The sequence below is a fragment of the Actinomadura kijaniata NBRC 14229 genome, from assembly GCF_001552175.1.
GTDB lineage: Bacteria > Actinomycetota > Actinomycetes > Streptosporangiales > Streptosporangiaceae > Spirillospora > Spirillospora kijaniata.
Map to the genome: position 1 here is coordinate 1 of NZ_BCQR01000030.1, position 18,711 is coordinate 18,711.

General features: G+C 73.9%; 23 protein-coding genes and 1 pseudogene. 15 read left to right on the forward strand and 9 right to left on the reverse strand.

The window, feature by feature from the left end; genetic code table 11:
- From AKI01S_RS51640 to AKI01S_RS10860, 3 genes and pseudogenes are all read left to right on the forward strand, one after another.
- Positions 1–766, forward strand: a pseudogene (locus AKI01S_RS51640) (hypothetical protein); the annotation flags it as partial.
- 133 nt (positions 767–899) lie between these two features.
- Positions 900–1,511 (forward strand): RNA polymerase sigma factor, encoded by a 612-nt coding sequence (locus AKI01S_RS10855; RefSeq protein WP_067814587.1) that lies wholly within the window; start codon positions 900–902, stop codon positions 1,509–1,511.
- Positions 1,508–2,713, forward strand: coding sequence for a CU044_5270 family protein (locus AKI01S_RS10860; protein WP_067814589.1), 1,206 nt, complete (start codon positions 1,508–1,510; stop codon positions 2,711–2,713). Before AKI01S_RS10855 ends, AKI01S_RS10860 begins: the two co-directional genes overlap by 4 nt.
- Positions 2,714–2,753: 40 nt before the next feature.
- Here the strand turns inward: AKI01S_RS10860 and AKI01S_RS10865 are convergent, their stop codons facing one another.
- Together AKI01S_RS10865 and AKI01S_RS10870 are read right to left on the reverse strand one after the other, a co-directional pair.
- Complete coding sequence (locus AKI01S_RS10865) at positions 2,754–3,251, reverse strand: hypothetical protein (RefSeq protein ID WP_067814591.1); 498 nt, start codon at positions 3,249–3,251, stop codon at positions 2,754–2,756.
- 88 nt (positions 3,252–3,339) lie between these two features.
- Positions 3,340–3,534 carry a hypothetical protein gene (locus tag AKI01S_RS10870; protein WP_067814593.1) on the reverse strand — a complete coding sequence of 65 codons (195 nt, stop codon included), beginning with the start codon at positions 3,532–3,534 and terminating at the stop codon, positions 3,340–3,342.
- 281 nt (positions 3,535–3,815) lie between these two features.
- On the opposite strand from AKI01S_RS10870, the gene AKI01S_RS10875 reads away from it, so the two are divergent.
- Together AKI01S_RS10875 and AKI01S_RS10880 are read left to right on the forward strand one after the other, a co-directional pair.
- Positions 3,816–5,018 (forward strand): NAD(P)/FAD-dependent oxidoreductase, encoded by a 1,203-nt coding sequence (locus tag AKI01S_RS10875; protein WP_067814595.1) that lies wholly within the window; start codon positions 3,816–3,818, stop codon positions 5,016–5,018.
- Positions 5,019–5,068: 50 nt separating this feature from the next.
- Positions 5,069–5,965 carry an RNA polymerase sigma-70 factor gene (locus AKI01S_RS10880; RefSeq protein WP_067814598.1) on the forward strand — a complete coding sequence of 299 codons (897 nt, stop codon included), beginning with the start codon at positions 5,069–5,071 and terminating at the stop codon, positions 5,963–5,965.
- Between the two features lie 46 nt (positions 5,966–6,011).
- Here the strand turns inward: AKI01S_RS10880 and AKI01S_RS10885 are convergent, their stop codons facing one another.
- Positions 6,012–6,575, reverse strand: coding sequence for an SMI1/KNR4 family protein (locus AKI01S_RS10885; RefSeq protein WP_067814600.1), 564 nt, complete (start codon positions 6,573–6,575; stop codon positions 6,012–6,014).
- Between the two features lie 29 nt (positions 6,576–6,604).
- Entirely contained in the window at positions 6,605–7,315 is a 711-nt protein-coding gene (locus tag AKI01S_RS10890; protein WP_067814601.1) for a TetR/AcrR family transcriptional regulator C-terminal domain-containing protein, read from the reverse strand.
- A gap of 100 nt (positions 7,316–7,415) precedes the next feature.
- Between AKI01S_RS10890 and AKI01S_RS10895 the strand changes: the two genes are divergently transcribed.
- From AKI01S_RS10895 to AKI01S_RS10905, 3 genes are all read left to right on the forward strand, one after another.
- Positions 7,416–8,873: an MFS transporter gene (locus AKI01S_RS10895; protein ID WP_067814603.1), complete on the forward strand. Its 1,458-nt coding sequence runs from the start codon at positions 7,416–7,418 to the stop codon at positions 8,871–8,873.
- 85 nt (positions 8,874–8,958) lie between these two features.
- Positions 8,959–9,579, forward strand: a complete 621-nt coding sequence (locus AKI01S_RS10900) for an RNA polymerase sigma factor (RefSeq protein WP_157419767.1) — start codon at positions 8,959–8,961, stop codon at positions 9,577–9,579.
- Positions 9,580–9,581: 2 nt separating this feature from the next.
- Positions 9,582–10,679, forward strand: coding sequence for a CU044_5270 family protein (locus AKI01S_RS10905; protein ID WP_067814605.1), 1,098 nt, complete (start codon positions 9,582–9,584; stop codon positions 10,677–10,679).
- A 6-nt stretch (positions 10,680–10,685) separates the two neighbouring features.
- Here the strand turns inward: AKI01S_RS10905 and AKI01S_RS10910 are convergent, their stop codons facing one another.
- Positions 10,686–11,546: a helix-turn-helix domain-containing protein gene (locus AKI01S_RS10910; RefSeq protein ID WP_067814607.1), complete on the reverse strand. Its 861-nt coding sequence runs from the start codon at positions 11,544–11,546 to the stop codon at positions 10,686–10,688.
- Between the two features lie 128 nt (positions 11,547–11,674).
- On the opposite strand from AKI01S_RS10910, the gene AKI01S_RS10915 reads away from it, so the two are divergent.
- Positions 11,675–12,415, forward strand: coding sequence for a dienelactone hydrolase family protein (locus tag AKI01S_RS10915; RefSeq protein ID WP_067814609.1), 741 nt, complete (start codon positions 11,675–11,677; stop codon positions 12,413–12,415).
- Complete coding sequence (locus AKI01S_RS10920) at positions 12,412–12,855, forward strand: carboxymuconolactone decarboxylase family protein (protein ID WP_067814611.1); 444 nt, start codon at positions 12,412–12,414, stop codon at positions 12,853–12,855. Before AKI01S_RS10915 ends, AKI01S_RS10920 begins: the two co-directional genes overlap by 4 nt.
- Here the strand turns inward: AKI01S_RS10920 and AKI01S_RS10925 are convergent.
- On the reverse strand, positions 12,852–14,393 hold the full coding sequence (locus AKI01S_RS10925) for a 3-hydroxyacyl-CoA dehydrogenase (protein WP_067814614.1): 1,542 nt from the start codon (positions 14,391–14,393) through the stop codon (positions 12,852–12,854). The genes AKI01S_RS10920 and AKI01S_RS10925 overlap by 4 nt on opposite strands.
- A gap of 142 nt (positions 14,394–14,535) precedes the next feature.
- Between AKI01S_RS10925 and AKI01S_RS10930 the strand changes: the two genes are divergently transcribed.
- Positions 14,536–15,753, forward strand: a complete 1,218-nt coding sequence (locus AKI01S_RS10930; protein WP_067814616.1) for an acetyl-CoA C-acetyltransferase — start codon at positions 14,536–14,538, stop codon at positions 15,751–15,753.
- On the opposite strand, the gene AKI01S_RS10935 is transcribed toward AKI01S_RS10930, so the two are convergent.
- The 3 genes from AKI01S_RS10935 to AKI01S_RS10945 are packed head-to-tail and all read right to left on the reverse strand — an operon-like array spanning position 15,750 to position 17,145.
- On the reverse strand, positions 15,750–16,337 hold the full coding sequence (locus AKI01S_RS10935; RefSeq protein WP_067814617.1) for a TIGR03086 family metal-binding protein: 588 nt from the start codon (positions 16,335–16,337) through the stop codon (positions 15,750–15,752). The genes AKI01S_RS10930 and AKI01S_RS10935 overlap by 4 nt on opposite strands.
- Before the next feature lie 50 nt (positions 16,338–16,387).
- Positions 16,388–16,564 carry a hypothetical protein gene (locus AKI01S_RS10940; RefSeq protein ID WP_157419768.1) on the reverse strand — a complete coding sequence of 59 codons (177 nt, stop codon included), beginning with the start codon at positions 16,562–16,564 and terminating at the stop codon, positions 16,388–16,390.
- A 23-nt stretch (positions 16,565–16,587) separates the two neighbouring features.
- Positions 16,588–17,145: an ATP-binding protein gene (locus AKI01S_RS10945; protein WP_169813942.1), complete on the reverse strand. Its 558-nt coding sequence runs from the start codon at positions 17,143–17,145 to the stop codon at positions 16,588–16,590.
- 12 nt (positions 17,146–17,157) lie between these two features.
- Between AKI01S_RS10945 and AKI01S_RS10950 the strand changes: the two genes are divergently transcribed.
- From AKI01S_RS10950 to AKI01S_RS10960, 4 genes are read left to right on the forward strand one after another with little or no spacing between them, the layout of a single operon-like run.
- The gene (locus AKI01S_RS10950; RefSeq protein WP_169813943.1) at positions 17,158–17,967 is read left to right on the forward strand and encodes a helix-turn-helix domain-containing protein; all 810 of its coding nucleotides are present in this window, start codon (positions 17,158–17,160) and stop codon (positions 17,965–17,967) included.
- Positions 17,955–18,152: a DUF397 domain-containing protein gene (locus AKI01S_RS49020; protein WP_083999338.1), complete on the forward strand. Its 198-nt coding sequence runs from the start codon at positions 17,955–17,957 to the stop codon at positions 18,150–18,152. The genes AKI01S_RS10950 and AKI01S_RS49020 overlap by 13 nt, the downstream gene beginning before the upstream one ends.
- Before the next feature lie 11 nt (positions 18,153–18,163).
- Complete coding sequence (locus tag AKI01S_RS10955) at positions 18,164–18,343, forward strand: DUF397 domain-containing protein (RefSeq protein ID WP_067814625.1); 180 nt, start codon at positions 18,164–18,166, stop codon at positions 18,341–18,343.
- Between the two features lie 53 nt (positions 18,344–18,396).
- Positions 18,397–18,594 (forward strand): DUF397 domain-containing protein, encoded by a 198-nt coding sequence (locus tag AKI01S_RS10960; RefSeq protein ID WP_067814628.1) that lies wholly within the window; start codon positions 18,397–18,399, stop codon positions 18,592–18,594.
- Positions 18,595–18,711 lie beyond the last annotated feature (117 nt).

The window sequence follows — 18,711 nt, forward strand, 5'->3', positions numbered from 1 at the left end:
GGCGGCGGTCGTCGCGGCCGTGCGGCCGGACGCCGCCCCGCCCCGGCCGGCCGTCTCCCCGAGCTCCCCGGCCCCCGTCCTGGACCTGAGCGGCGACCAGGCCCTGCTGGCCGCCGCGACCGCCGCCGAGTCCCGCCCGGCGTCCGACGGGCGCTACTGGCGGGTCCGCACGATCCGGAAAGTGACCGTACAGAAGAGGGGCATCAACGAGGAGCAGGTCCAGGAGTCCTGGTACGGCAAGGACGGCTCCTACTGGGGAGGGGTGCGGGTCCTGAGCGGTCGCCACCGGGGACGCGCGGTGGTCAACAAGGGGGACCAGCCGAAGGGCGGCCGTCCCTTCGAACTCGCCGACCAGCTCTTCAGCCTCGCCGAGATCCGGAGCGCGCCCGAGACGCCGGAGGGGATCCGCCGGTGGGCGGTCCGCGCCGCGTCGAAGACCGCGAGCAACCGGAAGCACGCCGAGGAGTTCGCCGACTCGCTGCTGGTGGCCGGTCTCGCCCAGGCGCCGCTGTCGCCCAGGGCGCGCGCGGCGGCGTTCCGGTCCCTGGTCGGGCGTTCGGCCGTCAAGGTCGGCGGCACCGCGCGCGACCCGCGCGGCCGGACCGGCGTGCGGTTCACGGCCGGGGGCATCCAGTACATCCTCGATCCCCGCACCTCGCTTCTCCTGCACGAGGGAACGCGCGAGGGCCTGCCGAGGACCAGCTCCACGACCTACCTGGAGGTCGGCTGGACGAACGAGAGGCCGACGCCTCCCCGGAGGCCCTGACCGCCCGACGGAACGGCCGCCCCGCGCCCGGCGCGGAGCGGCCGTTCCGTCGTCCCGGAAGAAGACCGGGAAGGCGGGCCGCGCTCCGGACAACAACAGGCGTCCGTTGTCCACGCCGACGACAAGGCGACACATGAAGGAGCCACCCCTGACCGCTCCCCCCGACACCGTCCCCGCCAGGGACGACGCCGCGGTCATCGAGCGGTCCCGGCATGAGCCCGAACGGTTCGGGGAGATCTTCGACGCCTACTTCGCGGAGATCCACCGGTACGTGGCGCGCCGGCTCGACGTCCAGACGGCCGACGACCTGGCCGCCGAGACGTTCGCGATCGCGTTCCGCCGCCGGGGCGCCTACGACGGGAGCCGCGCCAACGCCCGGCCCTGGCTGTACGGCATCGCCACCAACCTGATCGGCCGCCACCGCCGCGACGAGCGCCGCAAGCTGCGCGCCCTCGACCGGGTGGACCGCCGCGACACCGCGCTCGACGAGGAGGACGCGCTCACCGCCCGGCTGTCGGCGGAGGGCGCGCGGGGTCCCCTGGCCAGGGCGGTCGCCGCGCTGCCCTCCGGCCAGCGCGACGCGCTGCTGCTCGTCGTGCTGGGCGGGCTGTCCTACGAGGAGGTCGCGACGGCGCTGGACGTGCCGTTCGGCACCGTCTCCTCCCGGATCAACCGGGCCCGGAAGAAGCTGCGCACGGCGCTGGGCGGGACCAACCCGCTGCTGGACGACCAGGAGAGGCCATGAACGACCTGCAGAGTGTCCGGGCGCTCTACGACGACCCGCCCGCCCCGTCCGCGCGCGCCGTCGCCGCGGCCCGGCTGCGCATGACCGGGGGGCCGCGCCGCGTCCCCGGTCGGCGCCGCCGCGTGCTGCCGTTCGCGCTCGGCCTGACCGCCGCCGCGACCGCGACCGCCGCGACGGCCGCGCTGCTGCCCGGCGGGGATTCCGCCCGGCCCGCGCCGTCTCCGCGGGCCATGCCGCCCGAGGCGGTCCTGCTGGCCGCCGCCACCACCGCCGAACGCGAACCCGCCTCGGGCCGCTACTGGTTCTCCCGGCGGATCCTCGGCAGCCACTCGGCGGTCAAGGACCGGGACTACCTGGTGGACCGCCGGGTCGAACGGGAGACCTGGATCCCCACGTCCGGGCGCGAGCACGCCTGGACCATCGAACGCCCGCTGGGCGGGCGGCCCCTCGACGAGGCCGCCTGGCGACGCGACGGCTCGCCCCGTTCGTGGCGGCTGATCGCCCGCATCGGCGACGCCCTCAACAGCGGTCCCACCGAGACGGGGAACGCTCCGCCCGGCGCGGGCGAGGGGGTCCCGGTCTCGGCGGAGCCGGGGGAGCGCTACGCCGTTCCCGAGAGCCTGCGCCCCGGCTGGTTCGGGCACCTCGGCCCCGTCCAGGTGACCCCCGGCTCCCTGCGGAGGCTGCCGGGCGACCCCGCCGGGCTCAGGGCGTACATGGAGCAGGTGATCCGCCGGATGGAGAAGGGGGGTCACCGGCGCTTCCCGGTCGGCGGCCCCGAGCACGGCTGGCTGATGTACAGCTTCACCCTCCGGCTGCTCACCGACCTGCCGGCCGGGCCCGCCGTGCGCGCCGCCGCGTTCCGGGTGCTGGCGACCCTGCCGGGGGTGGTCTCCCGGGGCCAGGTCACCGATCCGCGCGGACGCCGGGGACAGGCCCTGGCGATGCGGGTGCCCCGCTACTTCGCCGAGCCCGGCGGGGAGAGGCGGATCGTGGTGGATCCCGCCACGGGCCGCCTGCTGGCCGTCCAGGACGTGGTCACCCAGCCGGACCCCCGGTACCGGGAACGGCCGGGCCAGCTCGTCCTGTACTCGGTGATCCTGGAGGCCCGCTGGACGGACGCCGTGCCCGACCTGCCGAAGAAGCGCCACATGGTGGACAAGGACGGCAACCCGCGGAAACCGGCCTGCGGCCGCTGCTGAACGACCGCCCGCGGGCCCTCTCCGGCGCGGCCCGCGGGCGTCACCACACGCCGGTCAGTTTCAGCACCCCGGCGACGGCCAGGAAGGACCCGATCACGACGTAGAGCGTCCGTGCGTAGAGCATCTCCGCGCGGCCCGTCTCCCGGCCGAGCAGCGAACGCATCCGCCGGGCGTTGTGGTGCGCGATCCGGCGGTTGAAGAGGGCGAACCCGAGACCGACCGGCACGGCGACCACGCCCCACAGCCATTCGGGCGGCGTTCCGCCGCCGTTCGCCCGGAACGCGAGGGCCGCGAAGAGCACCGTCCCGGCCACCCCGGAGAGCCGTTGCAGCAGCAGCGCGCGGCGCGACGGCTCGGGAAGCCCGCCGTCGGGTGCCGAACGCAGCCGCCGGGCCGCCGCGTTCGGCACGGTCCGGCTCAGGAACCGCGGGTACACGGCGTTGACCAGCGAGAGCGCGAACGCGACGGCGAGGAAGACGTAGAAGACCGGCACGGGTTCCCCGGCGGCGGCCAGCAGACGTGTCTCGACAGGCGTCATGGGGCGCGTCTTCCACACCGGGCCCCACCGAACCGGTCACCCCGATAAGGGTCGTCCCCAACGCCGGTTTGGTGAAGGGGGCGGGGGCTCAGTCGTCGTCGCCACCGTCGTTGTCGCCGTTGTCGCCGTCGTCGCCGTCGTCGGGATTGCCGCAGCTCGCGGTGACCGCGACCGTCGCCGCGCTCACGGCGGTCACGACCGCCACGGTCGACGCCGACGCGGGGATCAAGGCCGTGACCACGGCCATCAGGGTCTTCACGAGCTGGAGCAGCAGCCTGGTCATCCTCGGAACTCCTCGCGTAGCGCGTTCGCCGAGGCCCGCCTCGGCCCTTCCGGCCACTGTGTCCCGCGCCGACGTCCGACGCAATGCCCCTGACGGAACGCCTCGGCAAACAACCGCCAAGCGGCCCGTAACCGTCCCGCCATGACGCCGCGCACCACGACGAACGCGGCCGTCCCGCCGCGCCCCGACCCACCGCCGGATGTGATCCGGGTCACTCCTTGTCACAAGCCTCCTCCGCCCGACGCCTTGTGGGCGAACCCCGAGCGAACGGAGCAGAGACCATGACGAAGCACACCGGCGGCCGGACGGAAGTCGTCGTGATCGGCGGCGGATACGCCGGAGTCCTCGCGGCCAACCGCCTGACCCGCCGGGACGACGTGGCCGTCACCCTCGTCAACCCGCGCCCGACCTTCGTCGAGCGGATCCGCCTGCACCAGCTGGTGGCGGGGTCCGACGACGCGGTCGTCGACTACGAGGACGTCCTGAGCGAACGCGTCGAGCTCGTGGTCGACACCGCGACCGGGATCGACCGGGAGGCGCGCGCCGTCTCGCTGGCCGGCGGCGGCACGGTCGGGTACGACTACCTGATCTACGCGGTGGGCAGCCGCGGCGGCGCGCCGGAGGTGCCCGGCGCGGACCGGTTCGCCTACCCGATCGCGACCCTGGAGGAGGCCGAGCGGCTGCGCCGGGCCGTGGCCGCCGCGCCCGCCACCGCGCCGCTGACGGTCGTCGGCGGTGGCGCCACCGGCATCGAGACCGCGGCCGAGCTCGCCGAGGCGGGCCGTCCCGTCACCCTCGTCTGCGGGGGCCTGCTCGGTCCCTACCTCCACCCGAACGGCCGCCGCTTCGTCGCCAGGCGGCTGGCGGCCCTCGGCGTGACCGTCCTCGAAGGCCCCGGCGCCAAGGTGGCGTCCATGACGGCCGGCGCCGTCCGCCTCGCCGACGGCCGCGAGGTGCGCGGCCACCTGACCATCTGGGCCGCCGGCTTCGGCGTTCCCGACCTGGCCGCCCGCAGCGGCCTCAGCACCGACGAGGCGGGCCGCCTCCTCACCGACGAGACCCTGACCAGCGTCGACGACGACCGCATCGTCGCCGCCGGGGACGCGGCCTCGCCTTCGGGCCTCCCGTACCGGATGGGCTGCCAGTCCGCCGTCCAGCTCGGCCCGCACGCCGCCGACGCCGTGCTCCGCAGGATCGAGGGCGGGCGGCCCGAAGCCGTCAGCGTCGCCTTCGCCGGGCTGTGCGTCAGCCTCGGCCGGGGCGCCGGCATCTTCCAGTTCGCGCGCAAGGACGACACCGCCATCCGGTTCCACGTCGGCGGCCGTACCGGCGCGCGCATCAAGGAGTTCGTCGTCTCCCACACCATCAAGCAGCTCGCGGACGAGGCGCGCAAGCCCGGCGCACGCGTCCTGAAGGCCAGGGACGACTCCCGGTGGCAGCGCGTCCAGGACGCGCGCGCGAGCCGGTCCGCGCGCGTGTCGTAGCCCCCTGGAGCACGGGCGGCCCAGGCGCCGCGCCATGGAAGGATCCGAGAATGCGAGACCACGCCGCGGACCCGGCGACCGAGGCCTTCGTCGCCCACCGCAACCTGCTCTTCACCGTCGCCTACGAGATCCTCGGCTCGGCGGCCGACGCCGAGGACGTCTTGCAGGAGACCTGGTTGCAGTGGGCCGAGGTCGATCTGACGCAGGTCCGCGACCGGCGCGCGTTCCTCGTGCGCGTCACGACCCGGCGGGCGCTCGACCGGCTGCGGGTCCTGCGGCGCCGCAAGGAGTCCTACGTCGGCCCCTGGCTGCCCGAGCCGCTGCTCACCTCGCCGGACGTCGCCGAGCACGCCGAGCTCGCCGAGAGCCTGTCCATGGCCATGATGCTCGTCCTGGAGACCCTCTCGCCCACCGAGCGGGCCGTGTTCGTCCTGCGCGAGGTCTTCGACGTCGGCTACGACGAGATCGCGGAGGCGGTCGGCAAGACCCCCGCCGCGGTCCGCCAGATCGCCCACCGGTCCCGCAAGCACGTCGAGGCCCGCCGCCCTCGCGAACTGGTCTCCTCGCGCCAGGCCCGGGCCGCCATCGAGTCGTTCCAGCACGCCGTGGAGACCGGCGACCTGCAGGGCGTGCTGGACGTGCTCGCCCCGGACGTCGTGCTGATCAGCGACGGCGGCGGCGTCAGGAGCGCCGCGCTGCGACCCGTCACGGGCGCCGCGAAGGTGGTCCGTCTGCTCCTCGCCAGCCTCGGCGACAAGGAAGGCGCGCTCACCGGCGAGCCCACCACCGTCAACGGCGATCCGGCGCTCGTCCTGCGCCTCGACGGCGAGATCGACAGCGTCATGGCGATCCGTGTCGAGGGGGGCCTCGTCACCGGCATCTACTTCGTCCGCAACCCCGCCAAGTTCACCCACATCGCCACCGCCGTACCGCTCACCCTGGACTGACACCGGAACGGCCGCGGCCCCCGCCCCGGGAAAGGGGCGGGGGCCCTCATCCGTCGAACCAGGTCAGGCCCTTGGCCCAGTGCCCGACCCAACCGGCGAAGCCGCTGCCCGCGGTGGTGTGGCCGAACTCGGAGCCGAACGGCGCGGCGCCCTCCCCGCAGATGTTCCAGACGTGCCCTCGGTGCGGTCCCGCGACGACCAGGTGCCAGTACATGCCGCACCCGTCGGTGCCCAGCACGACCGAGCCGTGCGAGAAGACCGGGTGGAGGGCCGCCGCGATCTCCTCGTCGGAGCGGGGGTCGTCCTCGTCGCCCTCCCACAGCCACGGTCCGGTCAGCGGGAACGGCGCGGCGAGCACGCGTTCGGGACGCCGGTCGCCCCAGTCCCGGGGCATCTCGGCCAGCGGGAGGAGCCCGTGGGAGGGAGGCCCGTCCGCGGAGCCGTCGCAGATCTCCGCGACGCACGTCCGGTACGGCTCGGGCAGCACGATCCCGTGCTCGGTCTCGAACGCGCGCACCGCGTCCCAGCCCAGCGGCGGCCGACGCGAGTCGCCGTCGAAGGCGGCGCGCAGCACCTCAAGGTCGGCCGGGTCGGCGCGGGTGACGTCCATGGGCCAGGGGTACCACCGGGCACCGACATTCACAGCCGCGCGGCGATCCCGTCCAGCAGGCAGTCCAGGCCGAACGTGAAGCGGCCCTCCAGCACCTCGCGCGTCTCCGCCGCCCAGACCTCCCGCGCGTGGGCCGCGACGCGCGGATGGGCGTCGGCGATGCGCGCCAGGTAGGGCCGCAACGCGTCCGTCACCTCCGCCGGGGAGGCCTCCGGCTGGCCCGCCGCCCAGCTCGACTCGCCGCCCGCCGCGCCGATCACGTAGTCGACGATCGCCGACACCGCGTACTCCAGGTCGAAGCCGGTGAAGCCCGCGTGGCCGAGCGCCCCGAGGACGTCGTCCATGACGCGGGTGGCATTCGGGCCGAGCATGGGGCGGGCGCCGAACAGCGTCACCGTCCACGGATGCCGGTGGATCATCGCGCGGAGGGAGCGGGCGTAGGCCGCGGCGGCGGCGCGCCACCCCTCGGCGGCCGGGTCGGGGACGTCGACCTCGCCCATCACGTGGTCGAGCACGAGTTCCAGCAGCTCGTCCTTGTTGGCGACGTGCCAGTAGACCGAGGTCGCGCCCGCGTTCAGCCGCGTGCCGAGACGGCGCATGCTCAGCCCGGTCAGGCCCTCGGCGTCCAGCAGCTCCAGCGCCGCGCCGACGATCTGGTCCCGGCTGAGGGACGGCTGCTCGCGGCGGGTCCTCGCCGGGCGGGTCCAGACGGTCTCCATCGCCGGTCCGGCTGCGGTCATGGCACCTCCTCGCTCTCGAACAGGGTACGGGAGTTGAACACCGCTCGATCACTCTCGTACAGTGTGCGAGTCAACTCGAACACTGTACGAGGAGTGTCCCGTGACCCCCCATCCCCACCGCTGGCGGATCCTCGCCGTGCTGTGCCTGAGCCTGCTCCTGGTCGTCATGGACAACACGGTCCTGAACGTCGCGATCCCGTCCCTGCTCACCGACCTGGACGCCACCACCGGCGAGGTCCAGTGGGTGATCGACGCCTACTCGCTGGTCTTCGCGGGCCTGCTGCTCACCGCCGGAAGCCTCGGCGACCGCCACGGCCGCCGCCGCGCCATGCTCGCCGGCTTCGCGGTGTTCGGCGCCGCCTCCGCCTGCGCCGCCCTCGCCACCACCCCCGGCCAGCTCGTCGCGCTGCGCGGCCTGATGGGCGTCGGCGGCGCGCTGCTCATGCCGGGCACCCTGTCGATCATGGCGCAGGTGTTCCCGGCGGAGGAGCGCGCCAGGGCGTTCGGGATCTGGGGTGCGACCTCGATGGCCGGCATCGCCGCCGGTCCCACGCTCGGCGGCCTGCTGCTGGAGCGCTTCTGGTGGGGCGCGGCCTTCCTGGTCAACGTCCCCGTCACCGTCGTCGCCGTCCTCGGCCTGCTGCTGGTGGTGCCCGAGTCGCGCGGCCCGCGCCGCCGCCCCGACGTCCCCGGCGCGCTGCTGTCCACGCTCGGCATGTCCGGCCTGGTCTGGGCGGTCATCTCCGGTCCCGAGCACGGCTGGACCGGCCCGCGCGCGCTGGGCGGCGCGGCCGCCGGCGTCACCGCGCTGGCCGCGTTCGCGCTCTGGCAGCACCGCAACCCCGAGCCGATGCTCGACCTGGCCCTGCTGCGCTCCCGCCGCTTCTCCGGGGCCGCCGTGATGATCGCGGTGTCCGGGTTCGCGCTGGCCGGAACGTTGTTCGCCCTCACCCAGCTGCTCCAGCTCGTCCTCGGGTACTCCCCGCTGAAGGCGGGCCTGGCCCTGCTGCCCGTCGCCGTCGCGGCGGGCACCGGCAACGGCCTGGCCGCGGCCCTGGAGGCCCGGCTGGGCGACCGCCGCGCCCTGGTCACCGGCTTCACCGTCACCGCCGGAGGCTTCGCCGCCCTCGCCCTGACCGGGGCGCACGGCTACCTGTCGGTCCTGCCCGGCCTGCTGCTCATCGGGTTCGGCGCGGGCCTCGGCGCGCCGCCCGCCTACGGCATCCTGATGTCGGCGGTCCCCGCCGAGGAGGCCGGGATCGGCTCGGCCGTCAACGACGCGGGCACCGAACTCGGCAACGCCCTCGGCGTCGCGGTCCTCGGCAGCGTCATCTCGGCCGCCTACGCCCGCGCCCTCCCCGACGACGTCACCGGCGCGGCCCGCCGCTCCCTCGGCGAGGCCCTGGGCCTCGGCGACCCCGCCCTCGCCCACGCCGCCCGCGACGCGTTCACCTCCGCCCTGGCCGTCGGCGCCCTGACCGCCGCCGCCGCGACGCTGCTCGCCGCGTTGACCGCCGCCGTCATCCTGCGCCCGGAGAGAATCCGCGAAAAAGTCTGAAAGAGATCCGGCGCGGCGGCGGAGTACCGGTGACATCGAGCATCCGGAGGTACTGCATGCCGGACCCCACCGGAAGGACGGCCGAGTGACCGCCCTCTCCCATCGATTCCGGGCGGTATCGGCCGCCGGGGCGGCGCACACGGCGGGCGGGCCGTCCGAGGACGCCCCGCCCGAGTCCGCCGACGCGGCGCTGGTCGCCGCGTCCCTGACCGACCCCGACCGGTTCACCGCCGTCTACGACCGGCACTTCCCGGCGGTCTACCGCTACGTCGCGGGGCGGCTCGGGCCGCAGGTCGCCGACGACGTGGCCGCCGAGACGTTCCTGGTCGCGTTCCGCCGCCGCGCGACGTTCGACCCGGCCAAGGGGGAGGTGCGGCCCTGGCTGTTCGGGATCGCCACCACCCTGGTGGCCCAGCACCGGCGCGCCGAGAGCCGCCGCTACCGGGCCATCGCCCGGCTGGCCGTCGAGCGCGGACCCGGTGACGGCGCGGACCACGCCGCCGCCGGGGGCCTGCGGCTCGACCTGGCCCGAGCCCTGACGAAGCTGTCGCGCAAGGAACGCGACGTCGTCCTGCTCGTCGCCCTCGCCGACCTGTCCCACCAGGGGGTCGCCGACGCGCTCGGCATCCCCTACGGAACGGTCGGCTCCCGCCTCAGCACCGCCCGCCGCAAACTGCGCGCCGCCCTCAACCGAAAAGGAGAGTGACCGTGGACGAACTGCGCATGCTCGCCGACCTGCTGGAGGAGAACCCCTCCGACCGGACCGCCGCCGAGGGCCGCGCCCGCCTCGGCCAGGAGATCGCCGCCCCCGCCCGACCGGAGCGCCGCCGCCTCCGGTGGCCGGTCTTCGCCGGGTTCGGGCTCGCCGCGACGGCCGCCGCCGTCACCGGCACGCTCGTGCTGAGCTCCGGCACCACGCCCCGCGCCCCCGACCCCGGTCCGGCCGCCGCGCCGATGACGGCCCGCACCGTCCTGCTCGCCGCCGCCGAGAAGGCCGAGGCCGCCCCGGCGACGGGCCGCTACTGGCACACCAAGTCCGTGGACAAGGCGTTCCAGAGGGTGGGGCCGAAGAACAACCCTTACTGGATCGAGGAGACCCAGGTCTCCGAGACCTGGACGGAGCGGAACGGTCAGCAGAGCCTCGGGTTCCGCTCCGCCGGGGTCCGCCCGGCCACCCCCGCCGACACCGCGGCCTGGAGGCGCGACGGCTCGCCCCAGCGGTGGCCCGCGGAGAGCATCGAAACCGGATGGGGTGGTCCCAAGCACCTGACCATCAAGCCCCAGCCCGGTTTGCTGGTGCGGCGCAAGGAAACGCCCAGGTTCGGCGTCTGCGACAAGGAGATGACCTTCGCTCAGGTGGCGGCGCTGCCGGACGAGCCGACGGCGCTGCGAGCCGCGCTCCACAAGGCGATGCTGAACGGCGACGACGGCCCCGTCCCTCCCGGGTCCCAGCAGTCGTTCCTCACCAGTTGCACGGCCCACCTGCTGTTCCAGCAGCCCGTCCGGCCGCGCACACGCGCCGCCGCCTACCGGCTGCTGGCGACCATGCCCGGTGTCAAGGTGCTCGGCCGGACCGTCGACCAGATGAAGCGTCCCGGCATCGCCCTGGTCATCGACGAGGGGAGGACGGGCCAGGACACCCGCTTCGTGATCGACACGAAGACCTCGTCCATCCTCCAGATCGGCCCCGCTTCGCCCAGCAAACCCAAGATCGAGCTCACGAAGCGGATGGGGCAGGTGGGAACGCAGATCAGCCTTGAGGTGGGCTGGACCGACGCCAAGCCGCGGATCCCCACCCTGCCCTGACCCGCGTCACCGCCTGACCGCGTGGTCTTCCTGGTCCGGCGCGGCCCGTTCCGCCGGTGCCGCGCCGGACCAGGACGCCAGCAGCTGCAACGCCGCCTCCGAGGCGTCCCCCTCCGCCGGGACGAGCATGATCAGCCGCTGGCGCGGGGCGTCCACCGGCACGAAGTGCTCGTACCGCAGCCGCAGCACCCCCACCGCCGGATGCCGGAAGCCCTTGGCGCCCGACGAGCGCCGCACCACGTCCCCCGCCTCCCACAGCGCGCGGAACGCGGCACTGCCCGCCGACAGCTCCGCCACCAGCGCCGCCAGCGCCCCGTCGCCCGGGAACCGCCCGAGCGTCTCCCGGAACTCCCCGGCCGTGGCGGCGGCGACCTCGTCCCACTCCGCGTAGAACGCCCGCGCCGCCGGATCGAGGAACAGGAACCGCGCCAGGTTGACGTCCGGCAGCGTCAGCACCGGCCCGAACAGCCGCACGGCCAGCGCGTTCGCGGCCAGCACGTCGTACCGGTCGGTGGTGACCAGCGCGGGCAGGCGGTCCGTCAGCGCCAGCATCCGCCGCAGCTCCGGCCGGGCCCGTTCCTCCCCGCCGGTCCGGGTGCGCGGCGGCCGGGCCAGGGCGTGCAGGTGCGCCCGCTCCACCTCCGACAGGCCGAGCACCCGCGCCAGCGCGTCCAGCACCTCCGGTGACGGCCGGGACGCCCGGCCCTGCTCCAGCCGCTGGTAGTACTCCACGCTGATCCCCGCGAGCTGCGCGACCTCCTCGCGGCGCAGCCCCGGAACGCGGCGGCGCGGCCCGTCCGGCAGCCCCACGCTCCGCGGCGCGACCCGCCCCCGGCGCGCCCGCAGAAACCCACCCAGATCGGTCATGAACGCCAGTATGGCCGCGGCCCGCCCGCCGATCCTGGCCCTGCCGGTACCCGTAAGAACCGGCCCTGGAGCCACGGCCGCTCCCCCGCGAGAGTCGTGACCGTCACCGACCACCAAGGGGAGAGACCATGTGCCACCCGACCGACGCCCGCCCGCCCGCGCCGCCCGCCGACGCCGTCACCGGCGAGGCCGCCGAGCACGGCCGCCTGGAGCTGACCGCCGTCGACGGCAACCGCTTCACCGCCTACCGCGCGGTCCCGTCCGCGCCCCTCGGCCGCAACGTGGTCATCCTGACGGACTTCCGCGGCCTGCACCCGTTCTACGAGGCCCTGGCCCGCCGGTTCGCCGAGCTGGGATATCACGCCCTCGCGATCGACCCCTACGGCCGCACCGCGGGCCCGCTGCCGCGCGAGGGCTCCTTCGACGGCCCGTCCCACCTGCCGCTGCTGGAGCCCGCCCACGTGGACGCCGACGTCGCGGCCGCCGCCGCGCGGCTGCGCGCCGAGAACCCCGGCCCGCTGTTCACCGTCGGGTTCTGCCTGGGCGGCGGCCACTCCTGGCGGCAGGCCGCCACCGCCCTCGGCCTGGCCGGGGCGGTCGGCTTCTACGGCCCGCCCCGCTTCTTCGGCGACAACGCCGAGAACCTGGACGCGCCCCTGCTGCTCCTGCTCGCCGGGAACGACTCCGCCACCACTCCCGAGGAGTTCGACGAGCTCACCGGGCGGTTCGACGCGGCGGGCAAGGAGTACGACAAGCACGTCTACGACGGCGCGCCGCACTCGTTCTTCGACGTGGCGTCCGAGGAGTGGAAGGACGAGTGCGCCGACGCGTGGCGGCGCGTCCTCGCGTTCCTGGAGCGCCACGCGTGAACGATCGTTACGCGCGCGGGCTGGCCCGCCAGGCGGAACTGCGCGACGGCGCCGACGAGCGCCGCGCGGCCTACGACCTCCTCGCCGACACCGCCCCCGACCTGCCGAGGCCGGCCGTCGAGTTCGCCTACGGCGACGTCCACGCCCGCGACGGCCTGGACGCCGCCCGCCGCGAACTGGTGATCCTCGGCGCGCTGGTCGCGCTCGGCGACACCCGCCCGCAGCTCAGGGCGCACACCTCCGCCACCCTGGCCGCCGGGCTGTGCCCCGAGGAGATCGTCGAGGCGGTCATGCAGGTGGTGCCGTACGCGGGCTTCCCGAGGGTGTTCACGGCGATGACCGCGGTCCGCGAGGTCTTCGCGGACCGCGGCCTGCTCCCGGTCGGACATGACCGGCCAGGGAGGGAGCCTCCTCCGAAACGGACCCCGGCCACGCGCTAGAGCAGGTCGGCCGGGCCGGTGCCGGTCTCGGTCAGGGGGAGCCCCGCGGCGGCCCGCTCCACCAGCCAGCGGCTCGGCCGGTAACGCGGGTCGCCCGTCACGTCCTGAAGGTCCCGCAGGACCCCCACCAGCAGGTCCGGCCCGATCCGGTCGCCCCACTCCAGCGGCCCGCGCGGGTAGCCCAGACCGAGCCGCACGGCGGTGTCGATGTCGGCGGGGGAGGCCAGCCGCCGTTCGGCGATGCCGCAGCCGACGTTGACGATCGAGGCGGCCAGGCGCTGCGCGACCGGCGCGGGGGCGTCGCGCACGACGGTGACGGGCCGTTCCGTCGCCGCCAGCGCCGCCCACGCCGACCGGCCGAACGCGGGGTCCAGGCCCGGATGGACCGCCATCGTCAGCCGGGTGAAGAAGTCCCCGAACGGATCGACGCCCACCGCCCGCTCGGCCGGCAGGTCGTTGTCCACGGCGTACTCGCCCGCCGCGTACTGGTAGAGCGAGACCATGATCACGGCCTCGTCCGACGGCCCGTCGGTCCGCTCGACCGCCACCCCGGCGGAGGAGAGGAGCGCGTGCAACCGTTCCCGCGTCTCGTCCTCGGCGGCCACCCACACCGGACGGGGCTCGGCGGACGGCGCGGACGGCTCCGCGGGCTCCTGCTTGACCCCGTCCACGTACTCGTAGAAGCCGCGCCCGGCCTTGCGGCCCAGCAGCCCGGCCGTCATCCGCGCCCGCGTGATCTCCGACGGCCGCAGCCTCGGCTCCCCGTAGAAGCCCTCCCAGATCGACTCCAGCACCGGGTGCGACACGTCCAGGCCGGTGAGGTCCATCAGCTCGAACGGGCCCATCTTCAGCCCGAGCACGTCCCGCGCGATCCGGTCCACGTCCCACGGCTCGGCGACGCCCTCGGCGAGGATCTGCAACGCCTCGGTGACCAGCCCGCGCCCCGCGTGGTTGACCAGGAAACCCGGCGTGTCCGGCGCGAGCACCGGCTCGTGCCCCAGCCGCCGCACCAGGTCCGTCAGCGCCCCCGGCACCCAGCCGGCGGTCCGCGCCCCCGGCACGACCTCGACCAGGCGCATCAGCGGCACCGGGTTGAAGAAGTGCAGGCCCGCGACCCGCGACGGGTCGTCCAGCTCCGCCGCGATGGCCGTCACCGACAGCGAGCTGGTGTTGGTGACCAGCAGCGTGTGCCCGGGGACGACCTTCTCCAGCCGCGCGAACAGCTCCCGCTTGACCGCCAGGTCCTCCCGCACGGCCTCGATCACCAGGTCGCAGTCCTGGAACGGCGTCATCGGGTCCCCGACGGGCCGCAGCCGCTCCTTGGCCGCCGCCGCCTCCGCGGCGTCCATCCGGCCCTTGGCCGCCAGCCTGTCGAACATCCCGTGCACGTACTCGACGGCCGCCGCGACCGCGTCCATCCGCGCGTCGGCCAGCTCGACGGTCAGCCCGCCCGCCGCCGCGAGCTGGGCGATCCCGCGCCCCATCACCCCGGTGCCGATCACCCGCACCGTCGCCGCCCGCTCCGCCCAACGCTCCATGACGCCTCCTCGCGCGATCGCAGTCACCCGCATTCAACCGTCCGCTGGACGGAAACCCGCACACCGCCCCGGCGGCACGAGGACGTACCCTGCCAGTGGCCCCGCCCTGCCCGAAACCGGCCTGCCCCGAGGAGCTGTCACGATGCGCGAAGTGGTGATCTGCGAGCCGCTGCGGACCCCGATCGGCCGGTTCGGCGGTGTGCTGAAGCCCGTCCAGCCCGTCGAACTCGCCGCGACGGTCATCGGCGCGCTGCTGGAACGCACCGGGCTGCCCGGCGACGCGGTGGACGAGGTCATCCTCGGCCAGTGCAACCCCAACTCCGACGCCCCCGCCATCGGCCGCGTCGCCGCCCTGGACGCGGGCCTGCCCGTCACCGTCGGCGGCCGCCAGGTGGACCGCCGCTGCGGCTCGGGTCTCCAGGCGGTGCTGGACGCCGCGATGCAGATCCAGACCGGCGTCAGCGACCTGGTCATCGCGGGCGGCGCGGAGAGCATGAGCAACGCGCCGTTCTACACGACCGAGGCCCGCTGGGGCGTGCGCGGCCCGAACCTGGAGCTGCACGACGCCCTCGCCCGGGGCCGCGTCACGGCGGGCGGCGTCCACCACCCGGTCCCCGGCGGCATGCTGGAGACCGCCGAGAACCTGCGCCGCGAGTACGGCATCCCGCGCGACGAGCAGGACGAGCTGGCGGTCCGTTCGCACCAGCGCGCGGTGGCGGCCCAGCGGGAGGGCCGGTTCGCCGACGAGCTCGTGCCCGTCACGATCCGCTCCCGCAAGGGCGACACGGTCGTGGACACCGACGAGCACCCCCGCGCCGACACCACGGTCGAGACCCTGGCCGGGCTGCGCCCGGTCCTCGGCAGGCAGGACCCCGAGGCCACCGTCACCGCCGGGAACGCCAGCGGCCAGAACGACGCCGCCGCCGTCTGCGTCGTCACGACCCCCGAACGCGCCGCCGAGCTGGGCCTGCGCCCGCTGGTCCGGCTCGTCTCCTGGGCGCAGGCCGGGGTCCCGCCCCGCACGATGGGCATCGGCCCGGTCCCCGCGACCGCGAAGGCCCTGGAGCGCGCGGGCCTGGCCCTCGACGACATCGACCTGATCGAGCTGAACGAGGCGTTCGCCGCCCAGGTCCTGGCCGTCACCCGCGAGTGGGGCCTGAAGGACCTGGACGACCCCCGCTGGGACCGGATCAACGTGAACGGCTCGGGCATCTCCCTGGGCCACCCCGTGGGCGCGACCGGCGCCCGCATCCTCGCGACCCTGTCCCGCGAGATGCACCGCCGCGAGGCCCGCTACGGCCTGGAGACGATGTGCATCGGCGGCGGCCAGGGCCTCGCCGCCGTCTTCGAACGCGTCTAACGGGACGGCGTCCAGCCCGGGTCGCGCCCCGTGAAACCGATCAGCCGGTCCAGCGGCGGCGCGTCCTCGGCGACCGGCACGGGCGGACCGAGGAACGACCCGTCGCGTTCCTCGCCCGGCTGCGGCGCGCTGACCTGGAGGCAGACCTCGATCTCCGCCGGTGTCACCTCGTAGGGACGGCCGATGGCCCGCGCCAGGTCCCAGCCGTGGACGACCAGCTCGTTCAGCGCGACGGCCCCCGCGACGTCACCGGGCAGGTCGACGCCGCCCGCCTGAGTCATGCCCTGCCACGCGGACGGGTCCCGCCACGCCTCGGCCAGGGCGGCGAGGCGTTCGGGGATCCGCGACCGCCAGCCCGGCTCCAACCGGGACGCGTCACCGGACGGCCCGCCCCCCGGGGAATCGCCGAAGCTCTTCTCCGCCGCCCACGTGAACGCCAGGGAGAGCCCGTTCACATGGTCGATGAGGTCACCGACGGTGTACTCCGGACAGGGCGTCGGGTCCGCCAGCCGCTCGTCGGCCACCCCGGACACAAGGTCGGCCATCCGCCGCGCGGCGGGACCGAGATCAGGCATGTCAGCCATAGGTCGCACTCCTCTTCTTCAAGGGATGAGACCGACGCGACACCGCAAAGTCATCGGTCCCGCCCCGCGAACCCGCGCGCGGCCGTCTCGAACGCGTCCGGATCGGCCCCGGCGAGATGATCGAGCAGCCCCTCAACGGTCGAAGCGCTGATGATCATGAACCCGGCCGCCCGCCAAACGCCCCGTTCATGCCAGATCTCCCAGCCGGGGAACAGCTCCCGCAGCATCACCACCAGGACATCCCGGGGCGTCACGCCGCACCCCCGTTCAGCACGGCGTAGACGCTCTTCCCACCCGACGCGAGACGCCGGAAGCCCCACGCCTTCGTGAGCTCGGAGACGATGGCCAGCCCCCGCCCGGTGAACGAGTCCAACGTCAGCGGCCTGGCCCGGGGCTCGGCGTCACTACCGTCCCGCACCTCCGCCACCGGCCCGACCTCGGACAGGTACAGACGAACGGAGATCACGTCTCCGGGCGCACTGCCGTGCCGGTAGGCGTTGGTGACCAGCTCGTTGACCACAAGCAGCCCGACCTGCACCGCAGCATGATCGATGCCCTTCACCTCCAACCACCGCCGCGCGAAGTCCCGCGCAGCTTTGATCGCCTCCGGCGCAGACCTGACCAGCAACGTCGACGGCTCAGTGATCGCAGGCGGTGGCGGCACGTTCATGGTCACCTCGGGGAGTTGGCTGACTCTGTAGCCGAACCTGCCCGTCCGAGAGATGCTGGGTGACACGAACGCCGTGGTCACAGGCATCCGCCCGACATCCCGCACGAACCCGCACACCATCCGGTCATCGCCGGTCATGGAGGAGTAACTGTGCCGCAGCAGCCGAAGAAGCTGACTCCATCTCGCGGCCCCTTGGACCTGTTCGGGGCCGAGGTGCGCCATCACCGTGAACGCGCCGGATTGTCCCTCCGCGCCCTCGCCGACCTCATCCCGTACGCGGCCTCGACCATCGGGGAGATCGAACGCGGCGAGGCCGGGTGCGACCTTGTCTTCGCCGAGCATTGCGACCAGATCCTCAATACCGACGGCGCGTTGGCGCGCCTCCACGAGGGTCTGTTCGACGGACGGGCGGCGGCGTTCCCTGATTACTTCGCAGGCTGGCCCGACCGGGAGAGCGAAGCGGAGACGCTGCGTTCGTACCAGATGGGCGTTATCGACGGCCTGTTGCAGACTCGCGACTACGCGGGCGCGCTGCTACGTGGCGACGAGAAGGCCATCCAGAGCCGCATGAACCGCCAGGACATCCTGACGAGGCCGAATCCGCCACGGCTGATGGTGGTCATGCCCGAGGTCGTGCTGTGGAACAAGGTCGGCACGGCGGAGCTCATGTACGAGCAACTGATGCACCTCGCCGACGTGATCTCACCAATGGTGTCGGTCCAGATCATCCCCAATGGCGCGCCCCACCTGGGGCACCTGGGGTCGTTCGTGGTGGCCCGCCTGTCCGGCGGATGCCAAGTCGCCTACCGCGAAGCCGAGCCGCATGGTTCGATCGTGGAGGCCCGCGACGAGATCGACGCTCTACATGAAAAATTTAGTGATCTCGCGACATACGCGCTTCCGGTGGACATGTCGGGAGCGCTCATCAGGGAGACAGCGGAGAGCAAGTGGAAGACCTGAAGATCATGTGGCGGAAGTCCAGTCGCTCCGGCGGTGACGGCGGCCATTGCGTCGAGCTCGGCAACCTCGGTGATGCCGTGGGTGTGCGCGACAGCAAGGACCCGACGGCTGGACACCTGTGCGTAGGCCGAACGGACCTGCGCGCCTTGATGGCGACCCTAAAAGCGATCGATCAAGGCGTGTGAGAAGGCCAGAAATGAGCAGAGCGACCTGGCGGAAGTCCAGTTACAGCAGTTCGCAAGGTGACAACTGCATCGAGCTTGCGGACCTCGGCGACGCCGTGGGCGTGCGGGACTCGAAGGCCCCGGCCACCGGTCACCTTGACATGGATCGCGCCTCTCTGCGCATCTTGGTGGCGACTCTGAAGGGCGAGTGACCCTGGACGGCGCCTGAGCCCCGAAAGCGCATCGGGAGGGTGGTCACCGAACGATGGATCTGGTCATGTGGCGGAAGTCCAGCCACTCCGGCAACGACGGCAGCCACTGCGTTGAGCTCGCCGACGTCGGCGGGGGCGTCGGCGTGCGTGACTCGAAGGCCCCGTATGCGGGGTACCTGCGCGTGAACCGCGCGTCCCTGCGTGTTCTGGTGGCGGCTCTGAAGGGTGAACGGGTCTCGGGCGGCGGCTGAGTCTCTCGGTCCGACAGGGGCAGGGCCTCAGCAACCCCGCGTATCGCGCTGACCGTTGTCCTGGGGCGTCCCGCTGGGACGGATATCGGGGCTGGTCAGCGGCCGGGACGTCCCGCC

Excerpts from the sequence above, each read along its gene's own strand:
- AKI01S_RS10855 (WP_067814587.1), top strand. The coding sequence starts at position 900 with ATGAAGGAGCCACCCCTGACCGCTCCCCCCGACACCGTCCCCGCCAGG.
- AKI01S_RS10860 (WP_067814589.1), top strand. The coding sequence starts at position 1,508 with ATGAACGACCTGCAGAGTGTCCGGGCGCTCTACGACGACCCGCCCGCC.
- AKI01S_RS10865 (WP_067814591.1), bottom strand. The coding sequence starts at position 3,251 with ATGACGCCTGTCGAGACACGTCTGCTGGCCGCCGCCGGGGAACCCGTG.
- AKI01S_RS10870 (WP_067814593.1), bottom strand. The coding sequence starts at position 3,534 with ATGACCAGGCTGCTGCTCCAGCTCGTGAAGACCCTGATGGCCGTGGTC.
- AKI01S_RS10875 (WP_067814595.1), top strand. The coding sequence starts at position 3,816 with ATGACGAAGCACACCGGCGGCCGGACGGAAGTCGTCGTGATCGGCGGC.
- AKI01S_RS10880 (WP_067814598.1), top strand. The coding sequence starts at position 5,069 with ATGCGAGACCACGCCGCGGACCCGGCGACCGAGGCCTTCGTCGCCCAC.
- AKI01S_RS10885 (WP_067814600.1), bottom strand. The coding sequence starts at position 6,575 with ATGGACGTCACCCGCGCCGACCCGGCCGACCTTGAGGTGCTGCGCGCC.
- AKI01S_RS10890 (WP_067814601.1), bottom strand. The coding sequence starts at position 7,315 with ATGACCGCAGCCGGACCGGCGATGGAGACCGTCTGGACCCGCCCGGCG.
- AKI01S_RS10910 (WP_067814607.1), bottom strand. The coding sequence starts at position 11,546 with ATGACCGATCTGGGTGGGTTTCTGCGGGCGCGCCGGGGGCGGGTCGCG.
- AKI01S_RS10915 (WP_067814609.1), top strand. The coding sequence starts at position 11,675 with ATGTGCCACCCGACCGACGCCCGCCCGCCCGCGCCGCCCGCCGACGCC.
- AKI01S_RS10925 (WP_067814614.1), bottom strand. The coding sequence starts at position 14,393 with ATGGAGCGTTGGGCGGAGCGGGCGGCGACGGTGCGGGTGATCGGCACC.
- AKI01S_RS10930 (WP_067814616.1), top strand. The coding sequence starts at position 14,536 with ATGCGCGAAGTGGTGATCTGCGAGCCGCTGCGGACCCCGATCGGCCGG.
- AKI01S_RS10935 (WP_067814617.1), bottom strand. The coding sequence starts at position 16,337 with ATGGCTGACATGCCTGATCTCGGTCCCGCCGCGCGGCGGATGGCCGAC.
- AKI01S_RS10940 (WP_157419768.1), bottom strand. The coding sequence starts at position 16,564 with ATGCTGCGGGAGCTGTTCCCCGGCTGGGAGATCTGGCATGAACGGGGC.
- AKI01S_RS10945 (WP_169813942.1), bottom strand. The coding sequence starts at position 17,145 with ATGACCGGCGATGACCGGATGGTGTGCGGGTTCGTGCGGGATGTCGGG.
- AKI01S_RS10955 (WP_067814625.1), top strand. The coding sequence starts at position 18,164 with ATGAGCAGAGCGACCTGGCGGAAGTCCAGTTACAGCAGTTCGCAAGGT.
- AKI01S_RS10960 (WP_067814628.1), top strand. The coding sequence starts at position 18,397 with ATGGATCTGGTCATGTGGCGGAAGTCCAGCCACTCCGGCAACGACGGC.